Origin of the sequence: Streptococcus sanguinis SK1 = NCTC 7863, assembly GCF_000194945.1 — a bacterium.
In the GTDB taxonomy this organism is placed as follows: domain Bacteria; phylum Bacillota; class Bacilli; order Lactobacillales; family Streptococcaceae; genus Streptococcus; species Streptococcus sanguinis.
The window spans coordinates 140,918-156,564 of the sequence record NZ_GL878509.1; the positions used below are offsets into that span (position 1 = coordinate 140,918).

Consider the following 15,647-nt stretch of genomic DNA (forward strand, 5'->3'; position numbering starts at 1 on the left):
GTATCGCGTTGGGAGTTTTTTTGGTATAACCTTCAATGCGCACCCGCGTAGCGGGTGGTTTATTTGTCTCGCACCTAGCGGAGCGAGACAGACTGAAAGTCACAACAAAAAAGATGGAGAAAATCGTCCATCTTTTAATTTTTCTGAATTGTTTTAGAAAAACTCATCAAACAAACTCAACTGGTTATCTTCAGGCATATTGCCTAGAATACCCATATCGTCCATTTTTTCGACTAGGGTGCTAGAGAGGCCACCACGTTTGCGGAGCTCTGTCTTAGAGAGGAATTCACCTTCTTTCCGTGCTCTGACCACTTGGCGAGCAACGTTGTCACCCAGACCGTCCATAGCAGAGAATGGTGGGATAAGGGTATCTCCTTCGATGAGAAACTCGGTCGCATGGCTCTTGTAGAGATCCAGCTTTCCGAATTTGAAGCCCCGCTCCAGCATTTCATTGACGATTTCCAAGGTCGTATAAAGGTCAATTTCTACATTGGAGGCTTCGTTGTTCTTACGCTTTTCAGCGATTTCGTCCATCCGGCGCTTGACGGCATCAAGTCCGCCACTCATTGTCTTGATATCAAATGCTTTAGCCCGAATGGAGAAATAAGCACAATAGTAATAAATCGGATGATGCACCTTGAAGTAGGCCACCCGCAGGGCCATCATAACATAGGCTGCTGCATGGGCCTTGGGGAACATGTACTTGATTTTTCCACAGGACTCGATGTACCATTCTGGCACATTGTTTTCCTTCATGGCTGCGATGTAGCCATTGCGCTCTTCTTCAGAAATCTTCAGCCAAAGGCCCTTCCGCACGCGCTCCATAATCGTAAAGGCCATCTTAGGCTCCAAGCCCTTGTGCATGAGGTAAACCATGATGTCGTCCCGACAGCCAATAACGGTGGACAGGTCAGCAATCCCTTGTTTGATCAAGTCCTGAGCATTGCCTAGCCAAACGTCCGTACCGTGAGAGAGACCAGATAGCTGTAAGAGCTCGGCAAAGGTGGTCGGATGGGTCTCATCAACCATGCCCCGTACAAAATTAGTCCCAAACTCCGGAATCCCCAGCATACCAGTCGGCGTGCCGATTTGCTCCTGAGTCACACCCAGAATGTCTGTTCCAGAAAAGAGGGCCATGACGCCAGCGTCATCCATAGGAATGTCATTTGGATCAATGCCAGACAAGTCCTGAAGCTTCCGAATCATGGTCGGATCATCGTGTCCCAGAACGTCTAGCTTGAGGACATTTTCATCGATATCGTGGAAGTTGAAGTGAGTGGTCTGCCACTCAGCTGTCACATCATCTGCTGGATATTGGACCGGTGTAAAGTCATAAACATCCATGTAGTTAGGGATAACAACGATTCCGCCCGGGTGTTGTCCAGTCGTCCGCTTGACTCCGGCAGCTCCCTGCGCCAGACGCTCAACTTCTGCGTCTCGGTAGAACTTCCCGTAGTCGCGCTCATAGCCCTTGACAAATCCATAGGCCGTCTTAGCCGCAACGGTACCAACAGTACCAGCCCGAAAGGCATACTCCGCACCAAAGATATCCCGCACGTCCAAGTGGGCGCTTGGCTGATCTTCTCCGGAGAAGTTCAAGTCAATATCGGGTACCTTGTCCCCGTCAAATCCAAGGAAAGTCTCAAATGGAATATCCTGACCGTTCTTGCTCAGCTTGCGGCCGCACTCTGGACAGTCCTTATCCGGCATATCAAAGCCAGAACCATAGGAGCCGTCCGTGATGAACTCGCTGTATTGGCATTTGCCACAGACATAGTGGGGTGATAGAGGATTAACCTCGGTAATCCCGATCATAGTCGCGACAAAGCTAGACCCGACAGACCCCCGCGAGCCTACCAGATAGCCCCGCTCATTGGATCGTTGCACCAGCATCTGCGAAGCCAAGTAAATCACGGCAAAACCATTCCCCAAGATGGAGCTCAGCTCTTTTTCGATCCGCAAATCTACGATATCTGGCAGAGGATTGCCATAGATCTCAAAAGCCTTTTGATAGGTCAGCTCGGCAACTGTCTCCTCAGCCTTGTCAATGAAAGGCGTATAGAGGTCGCCCTTGACTACCTCAACCGGCTCAAAGGTTTCCGCCAGCTGATTGGGATTTGTGATGACTAACTTCTTAGCCAACTCCTCGCCCAAAAATGCAAATTCGTCCAGCATCTCATTGGTGGTCCGGAAGTGAGCCTTAGGAAGCGGAGCCGGCTGGGCATTTTCGCCGTGGCCAATAGTCCGGTTAATCATGGCTCCCTGACCGAGACTGCGGACGATAATCTCACGATAGATTTCTTCTTCCGGCTCGATATAGTGGACATTTCCCGTCGCAAGGACAGGTTTGCCCAAACGATCTCCGACCTCAATCAGGTTGCGAATAATGGTCTGCAGTTCTTCCTGGTCCTTGATTTGTTCCTTGGCAATCAGCGGTTCATAGATAGCCGGCGGCATGACCTCGATAAAGTCATAATACTTGGCTACTTCGACAGCCGCATCTACCCCCTGAGAGACAACAGCGTCATAAACTTCGCCCTCTGAGCAGGCCGAGCCTAAAATCAAGCCTTCACGATGGGCATCCAGCACAGTCCGTGGAATCCGCGGGACACCTTCAAAATATTTGGTATTGGACAGACTGACTAACTTGAAAATATTCTTGAGACCCGTCTGATTTTTCACATAAATGGTCGCATGCTTGACCCGAGCTTTCTTGTAGGAGTTCTCATCGACCAGATCCGTATTGAGATCCTTGAGATTGGTCACACCATGCTTTTCAGCCACATCCTTGATAAAGATAAAGAGGAGACGGCCCGTCGCTTCCGCGTCATAGTTGGCCATGTGGTGGTGCTCCAGAGCAATCTGGAAACGCTTGGTCAAAGGCCCCAGACCATGACGCTTGTACTCTGGATAGAGATTGCGGGCAAATTCCAGCGTGTCAATAACTGGCTGGGTAATTTTCGGCAGGCCATGCCGCTCATAATTGACATTCATAAAGCCCACGTCAAAGGTAGCATTATGGGCCACGAGGACACTGTCCTGGCAAAATTCCTGAAATTCTTTCAGCACCTGCTCCAGTGGCTTAGCATTGCGGACATGCTCATCTGTAATCCCGGTCAGATCCGTCGTAAAAGCCGAAAGAGGATGCCCAGGATTGATAAACTCATCAAACTCAGCGATGATATTGCCCTTGTGCATCTTGCTGGCAGCAACCTGAATCAAGTCATTGTAAACCGCTGAAAGTCCTGTTGTTTCGACGTCAAAGACTACATAGGTCGCATTGCTCAGCTCCATGTCCACTTCATTGTAGACGATGGGTACCCGGTCTTCTACAATATTGGCTTCCATGCCGTAAATCAGCTGAATACCAGCCTTCTTAGCAGCCTTGTAGCCATGGGGAAAGCTCTGCACATTGCCATGGTCAGTAATGGCGACAGCCTTGTGGCCCCATTTGGCTGCCGTTGCAACGATTTCCTCGACCTCAGGCAGGGCATCCATAGTAGACATATTGGTATGGGCGTGAAATTCAACCCGCTTCTGGCCCTCAGGCATCAAATCCTTGCGCTCATAGTGGGTAACAGCCTGCACATCCTGAACATTCATGGTCAGGTCGCGGGTGAAATTGTTCATCTCCACATTTCCCCGCACGCGCAGCCAGGCACCTTTCTTAATCATGTCAAACTTCTTGGCTTCTTCTTCGTTTTTCATCCATTTCTGCAAGGAGAAGCTGGAAGTGTAGTCTGTCATCTTGAAATTGAGCAAGACTCGGCCAGTTCGAGTGACCTTCTGCTCCAGATCAAAGACCATTCCCTCAAAGACCAGACGATTTTCCTCAGTCTGAACTTCAATCATAGGGGTAATCTCTGCTTTATCCAGCTTTGGTTTAGCCGCAGCCTTGCGAGATTGGAAGTCATAGGCTGGCTTCTCCTCTGGCGGCGGTGCCATCTGCTGCAGGGATTCCATGGCTTTGAGAGCCTCTTCATTGGCTGCTTGGACAATCTTGTCATTCTCCGCCTGGAAATTCTCCGCTTGCTGCTGGGTCAGTTCATCGCTGTGCTGAACCTGACAGGTCAGATGAGGAAAGCCGTACTTGACCAACTGCTGGCTGAGATTTGGCAAGTGATTCTTACGAAAATGCTCCGTATCAATGGTTGAAGCTCCTTCAATCAGCAGCTTGTCCCCATCCAAATGAACCCGCAAATCCTGATACAGGCTTTTAAAGCCATGGCTGGCACATGGACCTTCCTCAAAGGCCAGCTGGTAATAAGCCTGTAAGAGCTCATCCGACACCTGAGGAGCCTGACAGTGAATTTCAAAAATGGCCTGATTACCCGTCTTAGAAAACTCTTGAGCTAAGCGCTTCTGCAATTCCCGAAAAATCTCAATAGGCAGAATATTCGCAAAAGAAAAATGAAACTCCCAGACCCGACTGACCTTGTGGACCAGAACCTTCTCAATTTCTGCATTCAAAAAGGCCTCTGAATTTCTCATTTCAAGGGGCATATCCAGCTGATGCATTAAAATTTCAAACTTGTTTGACATGATATTTCCTCGTACAGTAGTGACCCTATTTTACCATAAATCAGCACTTTTTTCGATAGAAAAAGAGTAGGACAAAGCGCGACTCCTACACAATTATTAAGATATTCTTCCTGGAGCTAAGTTATGATATAATAGAAAAAACATTTATCAAAAGGAGTCTTAATTGTGAAGAAAATTCTTTTAGCCTGTGCTTGTCTGTTGACCCTGACTGCCTGCAGTATGCCTAATCAGCATAAGCAAGAAAACAAGCCCAAGCAAAATCAGAGTCAAAGCAAGACTAAAGAAGAAAAGACGAAGACAAAAACTTTTTCTCGTTCAGTAAGCGATGATTCCGTCATTAAAGTCAAAGTCTACTATCAAAAAGATAAGATTACTGCTTTTTCTTTCATTACAGAAAAAGAGATTCCTGATGAGGAAAAAGGTAAAAGTCGCAAAGAGCTGGCTGATATTTATCAAAAAGACATGGAAAGCAGTCCCAATTTTGAAGCGGTTCACAAGACCAAGGGGATTGAGTCAGAGGTTAGAATTTCTGCAGATAAAAAAATAGTTCATCAATCTGTCACCTTAGATTTGAATAAGATTGATATAGACGAAGCTGCTGCTGCTTTTGGAGTGACGAACCAAGAGGACACCATATTTGAAAGGCTAAAAGATAAACCAGAAGACTTTTTTGAAGCTATCAAAGAGCAAGGTTTGACAGAAGAATAAAAAAAGCTTTCTGAGTGATTTAACTTTACAGTTAATACTCAGAAGGCTTTTTCTGTCTATCTTAACACTGCTTCCGCTAAGGCTTTTTGAATGGCTATAACACTACGATCGCTGGTAAATTGCAGGACTTCTGCTGGCTCTTGAGCGCTGGAAACCCAGATTTTCAGCTCAGCATCTAGGTCGAAATGGCCGGCTGTTTCTACTGAGAAGCGACTGATAGAGCGATAAGGAAAGGACTTATAAGAAGTCTTTTTGCCAGTCATTCCCTGCTTGTCGACCAAGATTAAGCGCTTATCTGTGAAGACAATCAAGTCACGAATGAGGCTAAAAGCTAGTTCCACATTCTCTGTTGATGTCAGAATATCCTCCAATTGTCTTTCTGTTTTTTCAATATCTTTCTGAGAGGCATTGCCTAATAAACCGCTGAATAATCCCATCATTCGGTCCTCCAATCTATTTTTTCCTACTATAGCATTTTCAAGACCAATAAGCAAAAGAAAACTGCCAGATAAAACTGGCAGTTGTTTTATTTTGTCAAAATCGACAGGGTTTCTAGCAGATTATCAGCGTGGACTTCAATGGTATCGCCAGTAGCTTTGATCTTGACTTCGACGATGCCTTCTGCAGCTTTCTTACCAACTGTCACACGGATTGGAAGACCAATCAAATCGCTGTCGCTGAACTTAACACCTGCGCGTTCATTGCGATCATCCACCAAGACCTCATAACCAGCACTTAGCAAGTTAGCCTCGATTTGGTTAGTTAGAGCCAAGGCTTCCTCGTCCTTGATATTGACCGGAATCAAGTGCACATCAAATGGTGCCAGCTCTTTCGGGAAGTTGATGCCCCAAGCATAGCGGAATTCACCCTTAGGAGTTTTATTGACAAAGAGACGGGCATGCTGCTCCATAACAGCGGACAGGAGACGACTGACGCCGATACCGTAACACCCCATAATCATCGGTACTGCTCGGCCATTTTCATCCAAGACATTAGCGTTCATGCTGTCAGAATAGCGAGTTCCCAGCTTGAAGATGTGGCCAATCTCAATCCCACGAGCAAACTTGAGAACACCTTGGCCGTCTGGCGAAATTTCACCTTCACGAACTTCACGGATATCCACATACTCAGCGGTAAAGTCACGACCTGGATTGACACCGGTCAAGTGGTAACCATCTTCGTTAGCGCCAACCACAGCGTTAGCTAGGTCTTGCACCTTACGGTCAGCGATGATTCTCACACCTTCAGGCAGATTGACTGGCCCTAGTGAGCCAAAACCTGCTCCCAAGAGCTGACGGACTTGATCTTCACTCGCCACATCAAAGAAATCCGCTGCCAAATGATTTTTCAGCTTAACTTCATTAAGCTGGTCATTTCCGACCAGAAGTGCTACGACAGGAGACTCGTCAGCCATGTAAACCAAGGTCTTGATTGTCTGGCTTTCATCCAGCCCAAGGAAGGCAGCAACTTCGTCAATTTTCTTGCAGTCAGGCGTGGAAACGCGGGCTACTTCTTCCTCAGTCACGACACGGCCGGCTGGCTTGTATTCATCCGTCGCCATTTCAAGGTTGGCAGCATAGCTGGACTCACTGGAGTAGGCGATGGTATCCTCACCAGATACCATCCAGCTGGTCAATTCTGTCCGAATAGCTTCCTGAACTTCCTCAGGAATTTCATCAAAGCTGGCTACAGACTTGTCCAAGACCACCCAGCGGTTCAAATCCGTCCGGTCTGGCGTAATGGCCATGAATTCCTGACTGTCCTTGCCCCCCATGGCACCGCCATCACCAATAATGGCTTTGAAATCTAGCTCGCTGCGGGTAAAGATTTTCTCGTAGGCAGACTTGTATTCATCATAAGCTACATCTAAGCTGTCATAGTTAGCGTGGAAACTGTAGGCATCTTTCATGATAAACTCACGCGTCCGCAAGAGCCCGTTACGAGGCCGCTTTTCATCACGGTACTTAGGCTGAATCTGATAGAGATTGAGTGGCAGCTGTTTGTAGGATTTAACCGAATCACGGACGATAGCCGTAAAGGTTTCCTCATGGGTTGGCCCCAAGATAAAGTCGGATTTCTCACGATTTTTAAGCTTGTAGAGGTCTTCACCATAGGTCTCATAACGGCCAGACTCGCGCCAGAGGTCTGCACTGAGCAGGGCTGGCGCCAGCATCTCCACTGCACCAATCTTGTCAAACTCTTCCCGCATGATTTTTTTTGCTTTTTCAATCACGCGATTAGCCAGCGGCAGATAAGAATAGACCCCAGCTGAAACCTGACGGACATAGCCAGCCCGCAGCATCAGAGCGTGACTGATAACTTGAGCATCGCTAGGCATCTCACGCAGGGTTGGAATTAACATTTTACTTTGTTTCATAAAAACAAAACTCCTTGACTTTCATTGAATAATTTCTTTTTCATAGTTCTAAGAACTTTAGTTTCTTAGAAGAATAATTTCATGATATCGTTCCAGGTAACGGCAATCATCAGGATGACCATAATAGCCACTCCAGACAGAGTGATATAGGTCTCCGTTTCTCTTTTCAGCGGTTTTCTGCGGATAGCCTCCAGAATATTGAGGACGATTTTTCCACCGTCCAAGGCTGGAATGGGAATCAGGTTGAAAATACCGATATTGAGCGACAGCATGGCCAAAAGGCTGAGTACTGCTGGCAAACCTTGCTCTGCAGCCTGACTGCTGAAATTGTAAATAGCGACCGGACCGCCCAGCTTATTGATATTGAAGTTGAAGATGATATCTTTCAGAGCTGACAAAATGCGAACCGTTGTAGACCAAGCCGCAGTAAAGCCGCCAATGACCTTGTCCCAGAAGCCTGTCTTGACCGTTGGAGATACCCCTAGCAGATAACGATTGCCGTCTTTTTTAGGCTGTACAGTAATCTCTTTCGTTTCGCTGCCGTGTTTGTAGGTAACAGACAAGGTCGGCGCTTCTTTACTCTTGGCTGTGATTTTCGCCAGAGCGCTGGTTAGATCCGCCCAGTTGCTAATCTCATAGTCATTAATTTTAAGGATTTGGTCATTATTTTGAACCCCAGCAGCTGCTATAGCACTACCATCCATGACTTGAAAATGATTGCTGTTCTCATCGCGAACGCCACCCTGAACAAAGGCCAGCAGCATAAATACCAGGACACTCAGGATGAAGTTATTCATAGGCCCAGCAAAGTTGGTGATAAGACGTCCCCAGATACTAGCATTCTGATACTGAACATCCAGCGGTGCAATCCGCACCTCAGTGCCGTCTTCTTCAACAATCGTTGCATCATGATCTACTGCATAAGTCTTGAGCTCGTCAAGGACTAGACCAGTGATTTCCAGCTTTTTCTCAAAGTCAAAGCCAGTCACATTTATGGGCAGAGCTGTCTGGTCAACCTTTTTGCCAGAGAGATTGATACGAACCACCTTGCCCTCTGCATCCAAGGTCAGACTAGCCGGTGTCCCCACCTTAATGTCAGTGGAGTCTTCCCCCCAGCCGGCCATGCGCACATAGCCCCCCAAGGGTAAAATCCGAATCGTATAGGCCGTCCCGTCCTTGCCAATATGGGAGAAAATCTTGGGTCCCATACCGATGGCGAACTCTCTGACCAAAATGCCGGACTTCTTCGCAAAGTAGAAGTGTCCGAACTCATGGACCACCACAATGATCCCAAAAATAATAATAAAGGTTATAAACTGCATGGACTTCTATATTTTACCTTTCCTAGAAATCTTGTTTTTGCTTTTAAATCAAAGAAGGAGCAGAAAACGGCCAAATACCGAGCTTCCCGCCCCTGCATAGCTGACACTCTTGAAAATAGGTTAGAAGCTCAATTCAAAATTTTGAGCTCCAAATCCCAGTTTTATCTCAAATCGTTTTCTTTTGACAAGCTTGCCATCCCTTGCTTTCAGCCATGCACGACTGTCTTAGAACAAGCCGAAGAAATGCATGAGCGGAAAGACGAAGAGAAGGCTATCAAAACGATCCAAGACACCACCGTGGCCAGGAATGAATTTTCCTGAATCCTTGACCCCGAAATGACGCTTGACTGAGCTTTCGACCAAATCACCCAACTGGCCGGCAATACTAAAGAGCACTGCCAGAATCAAAAAGACAAGGGCATTATAAGGAGCGTACACTTGCGGTCGAACCAACATAAAGATTCCAGTCACTAGAACGGCTGATAGAACGCCGCCTAGGCTGCCTTCAATCGTCTTATTAGGAGAAACTCTCGGCGCCAGCTTTCTTTTACCGAAACGCACCCCGACCAGATAAGCTCCACTGTCAGTAGCCCAGACGATAAAGAGAGCTAGCAGGACCTTGTCAATATTCATCAAGCGGGCATCAATCAAGGCATTAAAGCCAAGACCGACATAAAAACTCGCTGCAATCGGATAAGCCGCATCTTCAAAGGTATAGCTGGATCCTAGAACAGTCGAGATCAACAGAAGGAAGACGACCAAGCCATAGGCCACGACATTGCCATCCACTGGCAGAAACTTCAAATAGTTCTCCAGAGGTAGGGTCAGGACAAAGGCTGCCAGCATGGCCAAGACACCCTCGATGGTCGCTGTCGGCAGACCTTTCATTTGGAGAAATTCATGCACCGCCAGCATGGCCAGCAGGCCCACAAAAATCTGAAAGATGACGCCTCCTGTCAATACCAGAGGAATAAAAATAGCAAGAGCGATTCCTCCAAAGATTAGACGTTTTTGTAAATTTTTACTCATACTTTTTTACTTTCTCCCTTAAACACCGCCAAAACGTCGATTCCGACGGCTGTATTCTGCAATTGCAGCCTTCAAAGCCTTCTCATCAAAGTCAGGCCAGAGAACATCCGTAAAATACAGCTCACTGTAGGCTGACTGCCAAGGCAGAAAATTGCTGAGACGCAGCTCTCCACTGGTCCGAATCACCAGATCCGGATCGCGCAGCATCTTAGGCAAATTGCTGGTATAGAGGTAGTTGCCAATGACTTCCTCAGTAATGTCGCCAGGACTGAGTTTGGCATCCAGAACATCCTGAGCAATCTCTTTAACAGCCTGATTGATCTCATATCGACCACCGTAGTTTAGGGCAAAATTGAGAATCAAACCTGTATTGAGCTTGGTCAGGCTTTCAGCCTTTTCCAGAGCTTCAAATGTCGCCTTAGGAAGCTTAGCCGTATCACCAATCATCTGGATTTTAACATTGTTCTTGTGCAGCTCCGGCACATAGCGGTCGTAAAATTCAACCGGCAGATTCATGATAAAGGAAACTTCCTTTTCCGGCCGAGACCAATTTTCCGTTGAAAAGGCATAGACAGTCAAGACCTGAACACCCATTTCCTTGGCAGCAATCGTCACCTTTTGCAGGGTTTCCATACCAGCCTTATGACCAAACACGCGCGGCTGCATCCTTTTTTTGGCCCAACGGCCGTTGCCGTCCATAATAACAGCAATGTGCTTTGGAACATTCAGCGGTGCGTTCAGCTTTTCTTTTTTCTTAAAACTAAACATACTTTTTATCCTATTTAAAGTTTTGTCAGTTCATTATATCATAAATCCTTGGAATGTGGGCAATTCATCCGCTTTTTCAAGCCTGAGGGCATAAAATAAGGACAGAATGTCAACCAGAGAATCTAAACTCAGTTAAAACTCACCAGCCTGTCCAAACTGCGAGGCCAATAAGCTTGAAACCAGACACCTCCTAAACGTATGAGTCAAAACAAAAAAACAGCCCGCAAGCTGTTTATTTCTTTACTCTTCAATTGCTGATTCTTCCTCGGGAAGGTCAACGCTTCCCTCACCGTCAGCAACAGCAGGAATCCCCTCAGTCAATGGCAGCACAGTCTTAATAGCTGTCAGTTCAAAGGTCAGATAAACACCGTCCACATCCAGAACAACTGTTTTCTTGTCTGTGTCTACTTCATCCACTGTTCCGTACAAGCCGCCGATGGTAATCACTTCATAACCCTTTTGCAGCTTGTTAAGACTCTCCATACGCTGCTGAGCCTGTTTCTTTTGAGTACGCATTTGGAAATAAGTCATCCCTACCAGTACAACCGCAAATACAATAAGCATAATTGGATTCATATCTTTTCTCCTTCGAATATCATATATGAACTACTATAGCAGATTTCCCTTATTTTTACAAGACGATTCTGACTTTTCAGGTAAATTCCATCTCAAGTCAGAGGAAGCATGACTGGCCTGGATGCATTTTTTTAAAAGCAAAAATCAGGATGACCAGCACCCTGATTTTATGTCTTTTTATTTAAGATTTTTAACAACTTCTGCTACATGCTCAACTGTAAAGCCGTATTCTTCCAGCACCTTGCCTGCTGGAGCAGATGCACCGAACTGGTCGATTCCGATAACTGCACCGTCTAGACCGACATACTTGTACCAAGGTTGGCTAGCTGCCATCTCAATCGCTAGGCGGCGACGAACTGCATTTGGCAGAATTTCTTCTTTGTAGGCCGCATCTTGAGCATCAAAAAGTTCTGTTGATGGCACGCTGACCACGCGGATTTTAGCGCCTTCTGCTGCAAGTGCTTTAGCAGCTGCAACAGCCAAATTAACCTCAGAACCAGAAGCCAGCAAGATGGTATCGAAATCTGCTCCTGTTTCATAGACCACATAAGCACCTTTAGCTACCTTGTCAAAGTTTGTTCCTTCTTCAACTGTTAGATTTTGACGGGTCAAGACCAGAGCAGTCGGAGTAGATTGGCTCTTAAGGGCCAGATACCAAGCTGCCTGAGTTTCACGCGCATCTGCTGGGCGGAAAACAGTCAGGTTTGGAATGGCACGCAGACCAGCCAAATGCTCAATCGGTTCGTGAGTTGGGCCGTCTTCACCAACTGCAATTGAGTCATGTGTGAAGACATAAGTCACTGGTAAACCTTGAAGGGCAGACAAACGGACAGCTGCCTTAACATAGTCTGAGAATACGAAGAAGGTACCACCGTAAACACGAAGACCACCATGAAGCGCCATACCGTTGAGAATTGTTCCCATAGCAAACTCGCGCACACCAAATTGGATGTTGCGGTTGAGACGGTGGGCATCATCCTGCAGACCGTCTTCCTTGATGTAGGTCATATTGGAATGAGCCAAGTCAGCAGAACCGCCAAGGAAAGTTGGAAGCACCTTAGCTGCTGCATTGAGGGCATCCTGACTAGAATTACGAGTCGCTTGAGAGAAGCCATTTTCAAGCACTGGGAAGTCTTCTGGTTTGATTTCTACTGGATCCTGACCACCAATGATAGCTGCTACTTCTGCTGCCAATTCTGGATGGGCTTGCTTGTAGTCCTCTACCAGCTGTTTCCAAGCATCGTAAGCCGCTGCACCACGCTCCGCTACATTTGTACGGTAGTCTGCATAGACTTCCTCAGGAATCTCAAATGGAGCATAGTCCCAGCCCAAGGCTTTACGAGTAGCTTCAGCTTCTTCTGCTCCCAGAGGCGCACCGTGCACTGCATTCGTTCCTTGCTTGTTTGGAGAACCGTAACCGATAACCGTCTTGACTTCAATCAAAGATGGTTTGCCGGAAGCTTTAGCTTCATTGATGGCTGCATCAATCGCTGCAAGGTCTGTTCCATCTTCTACCAAGGCAGTATGCCAACCATAGGCTTCATAGCGGGCACGAACATCTTCTGTAAAGGAATCCTTGGTCTCTCCATCTAGGTTGATATCATTTGAATCATAGAGAACAACCAGCTTGTCCAGCTTTTGTAGACCAGCGTAAGAAGCAGCTTCAGCTGAAACACCCTCCATCAAATCACCGTCACCACAGATGACATAAGTGTAATGGTCGAAAATTGGATAGCCTTCACGATTATACTTGGCAGCTAAGAAACGTTCTGCCTGAGCAAATCCAGTAGCTGTAGAAATACCCTGTCCCAGTGGGCCAGTAGTAGCATCAACACCAGCTGTGTGGCCAAACTCTGGGTGACCTGGTGTCTTAGAACCCCATTGGCGGAAGTTTTTGATTTCCTCCATGCTGACATCTTTAAAGCCAGACAGATGAAGCAAGGCATAAAGCAACATAGAGCCATGTCCTGCAGATAGGACGAAGCGATCGCGGTTAATCCAGTTTGGCTCTTCTGGATTGATACGAAGTTGTTTAGTAAACAAGTCATAAGCCATCGGTGCAGCACCCATGACTACGCCAGGGTGACCTGACTTAGACTTTTCAATCGCGTCAATCCCTAAAAAGCGAATGGCATTAACTGATAATTGTGACATTGGATTCTCCTTATTTTTACTAAAATCTGTCCTGACATCAGAACAGGATAAACAATGGTCGTAGAAACGATAAAAATTGTCTCATATCTATTATAAGAAAATTATCCCTATATCGCAAGATAGGGATAATCTCATCTTTTTTATAGATTTATTATAAATCTTGAAAACGGCAACAAAAAGACCAAGAATTACACAGGCGACTGTTCACTCTTGGACTGTCAAAAAAATCTGCCCATAAGGACAGAAAAAGTAAGAAATTGAGCATCCTGCTCCTAAGTTTGACTGCGCCCACAGATTGTTTCATTAAGTTTTTACAGAACGTAGTTTTCGCTTACGCTCAAACTGCATCTATGCTTCTAAGCTCTGCTCGACTCTGCGAGCCGGCAATCGCTAAAAAAATAGCGGAACGTAGACTTAGCTTGCACTCAGTCTGCATCAATGCCTCTAAATTCGACTGCGCCCACAGCTTGTCTCATTAAGAGACATAGAAAAACCCAGCTATCCAAATGGTTAGCTGGGTTAGGGTTGAGCTACATCATAGTTTTAGACTATCCTGCGGCCTTTTGATGAATGGTGATGCCGTATTTTTCATGGTTTTCTTCATACCAATTAATTAAGGCCATCGCAGTTTGATAAGTAATGTTCTTAATTTTGCTGGTCCCTTTAGTTAAGGTCAGGATACTCATCTTGCTGATGTTTGCATCCGTCGCAATTCGATAACTAGTTAAGGTTCCATTAACTAACAACTGAACAACAGCCTCGACTTTCCTATAGTCAGGCATAGTTGTAATATCCAACTTTTTCATAATTAAATCCTCTCCTAAAATTTAATTTACTAATCCATTATACACTTTTTTCTGACATTTACATATATAAAAACTTGAAAATGTACAAAAAAATTAGAACACAATCTATTGAAATGTCAACTTTTCATGTTTTATCTCCATTATCTAAAAAATTTAAAATGCCCAATTGTCATTTGCTGTCTTCCTCCAAATTATCTAAACATTTTTTAGAAGCCTAAATCATGCTAGTTCAGATTATGTGAGTGTCTTCCAACAGTTTTTTTAATTTTCTGAAAGCTGATGAAATACAGTATTGCGTTCCCGCATTTTACACTAGTCTGCTTTAGAGTTTTCAAGAAAAAACTTAAAAAATTTAGAGGAAAATAGCAATGTTAACCTTTCTAAAAAGTAAGCAGCTTCATGAAGCCAGTATGTTAGTCTATCAGAGAGAACGGCAGTATCTAGAAGAAAACAAAGAGCAGATGACAAGTTATAGTTCTTATGCCCTTGCAAGTATTTCCAAATTATGAAATGGAGCACCAAGCCAATAGAAAGGTTTTGATAGAAGACTTGTATAAGGCTTATCAGCTCTTTCTCTGCTGCAGGAGCCTGTTCAAATGACAAAATCCGCCTCGCTAGAACGAGACGGATGTAGCTGTGCATTAAGGTGACTGAGATTTAGACTTCTGCTCTAGCCTCTTGGCTGAGGGGCTGTCTTTTCTGACCAGATAAAGGCCCTCCTTGGAATTGGTCGGATCCTCCTTGAGCTTGAGCATGAGCAAATCCCCATTGTGGACATAGCTGTAAAGTTTAGACCCTAGCCGGATACTGCCGGCCTTGCGGTCAATGCTGCCCTTCTCTTCCAGACCCTCTTTATAGAAGGTGACTTGCTGGTCTCTGATATTCAGAATCGTTTCCTTGTCCAAGCCACTGAAGCCGTCTGCCCCATCCTCAATCTGGCGGTAATACACTCCGTCCAGACTGGCCTCATTCAGGCTGGCAAAGAGGAAGAGAGCTCCAAAAGCTAAAGCAAGGAGGACTAGGCCTGAGAAAATAATTGTCTTACGCTTCATCTGCCGCTCCTGCTCTTTCCGGGACGGTCAGCCTGGGATAGGGGATATCAGCTATCAGCTCGTCATAACGCTGGAGCAAATCCTGAAAAGTCACATCTACATAACCAACAAAGACCAGCCGCTCAATATCTTCTTTATTAAAAAAGATTAATTCTTTTCCCGTCAGACCGGAGGGCAGGATTACTGCTCCAAAGTCAAAGTAGCCGGTCTGTCCGTCAAGGGTCGTCACAGGAAACTGGCTGACAATCATCAGGGGTTGAGAACTGCCCTTAACCATGACTACACTTCCGATAGGTAATTGTTGCTTCATCAA

12 protein-coding genes are annotated in these 15,647 nt (G+C 45.9%); 1 reads left to right on the forward strand and 11 read right to left on the reverse strand.

Features of this window, described 5'->3' with window-relative positions; all coding sequences use genetic code 11:
- Positions 1-153: 153 nt before the first annotated feature.
- Positions 154-4,542: a PolC-type DNA polymerase III gene (locus tag HMPREF9378_RS03045; protein ID WP_002914071.1), complete on the reverse strand. Its 4,389-nt coding sequence runs from the start codon at positions 4,540-4,542 to the stop codon at positions 154-156.
- A gap of 165 nt (positions 4,543-4,707) precedes the next feature.
- On the opposite strand from HMPREF9378_RS03045, the gene HMPREF9378_RS03040 reads away from it, so the two are divergent.
- On the forward strand, positions 4,708-5,250 hold the full coding sequence (locus HMPREF9378_RS03040) for a DUF1307 domain-containing protein (RefSeq protein ID WP_002902237.1): 543 nt from the start codon (positions 4,708-4,710) through the stop codon (positions 5,248-5,250).
- 56 nt (positions 5,251-5,306) lie between these two features.
- Here HMPREF9378_RS03040 and HMPREF9378_RS03035 read toward each other — a convergent pair whose 3' ends face one another.
- The 10 genes from HMPREF9378_RS03035 to HMPREF9378_RS02985 form a co-directional block, all read right to left on the reverse strand.
- Entirely contained in the window at positions 5,307-5,687 is a 381-nt protein-coding gene (locus HMPREF9378_RS03035; protein WP_023916976.1) for a PH domain-containing protein, read from the reverse strand.
- Between the two features lie 89 nt (positions 5,688-5,776).
- Positions 5,777-7,627, reverse strand: coding sequence for a proline--tRNA ligase (locus HMPREF9378_RS03030; protein WP_002902234.1), 1,851 nt, complete (start codon positions 7,625-7,627; stop codon positions 5,777-5,779).
- Positions 7,628-7,692: 65 nt separating this feature from the next.
- Complete coding sequence (gene rseP, locus HMPREF9378_RS03025; protein WP_002914073.1) at positions 7,693-8,949, reverse strand: RIP metalloprotease RseP; 1,257 nt, start codon at positions 8,947-8,949, stop codon at positions 7,693-7,695.
- A 225-nt stretch (positions 8,950-9,174) separates the two neighbouring features.
- On the reverse strand, positions 9,175-9,978 hold the full coding sequence (locus HMPREF9378_RS03020; RefSeq protein WP_002914075.1) for a phosphatidate cytidylyltransferase: 804 nt from the start codon (positions 9,976-9,978) through the stop codon (positions 9,175-9,177).
- Positions 9,979-9,996: 18 nt separating this feature from the next.
- Positions 9,997-10,746: an isoprenyl transferase gene (locus HMPREF9378_RS03015; protein ID WP_002914077.1), complete on the reverse strand. Its 750-nt coding sequence runs from the start codon at positions 10,744-10,746 to the stop codon at positions 9,997-9,999.
- Between the two features lie 240 nt (positions 10,747-10,986).
- The gene (yajC, locus tag HMPREF9378_RS03010; RefSeq protein WP_002914078.1) at positions 10,987-11,322 is read right to left on the reverse strand and encodes a preprotein translocase subunit YajC; all 336 of its coding nucleotides are present in this window, start codon (positions 11,320-11,322) and stop codon (positions 10,987-10,989) included.
- Positions 11,323-11,499: 177 nt separating this feature from the next.
- Positions 11,500-13,476, reverse strand: a complete 1,977-nt coding sequence (gene tkt / locus HMPREF9378_RS03005) for a transketolase (protein WP_002914080.1) — start codon at positions 13,474-13,476, stop codon at positions 11,500-11,502.
- Positions 13,477-14,024: 548 nt separating this feature from the next.
- Positions 14,025-14,282: a hypothetical protein gene (locus tag HMPREF9378_RS03000; protein WP_002893837.1), complete on the reverse strand. Its 258-nt coding sequence runs from the start codon at positions 14,280-14,282 to the stop codon at positions 14,025-14,027.
- A gap of 641 nt (positions 14,283-14,923) precedes the next feature.
- Positions 14,924-15,334 carry a hypothetical protein gene (locus tag HMPREF9378_RS02990; protein ID WP_002902216.1) on the reverse strand — a complete coding sequence of 137 codons (411 nt, stop codon included), beginning with the start codon at positions 15,332-15,334 and terminating at the stop codon, positions 14,924-14,926.
- A complete protein-coding gene (locus tag HMPREF9378_RS02985; protein WP_002902215.1) occupies positions 15,324-15,644 on the reverse strand; it encodes a DUF4176 domain-containing protein in 321 nt (106 codons plus the stop codon). Before HMPREF9378_RS02985 ends, HMPREF9378_RS02990 begins: the two co-directional genes overlap by 11 nt.
- Positions 15,645-15,647 lie beyond the last annotated feature (3 nt).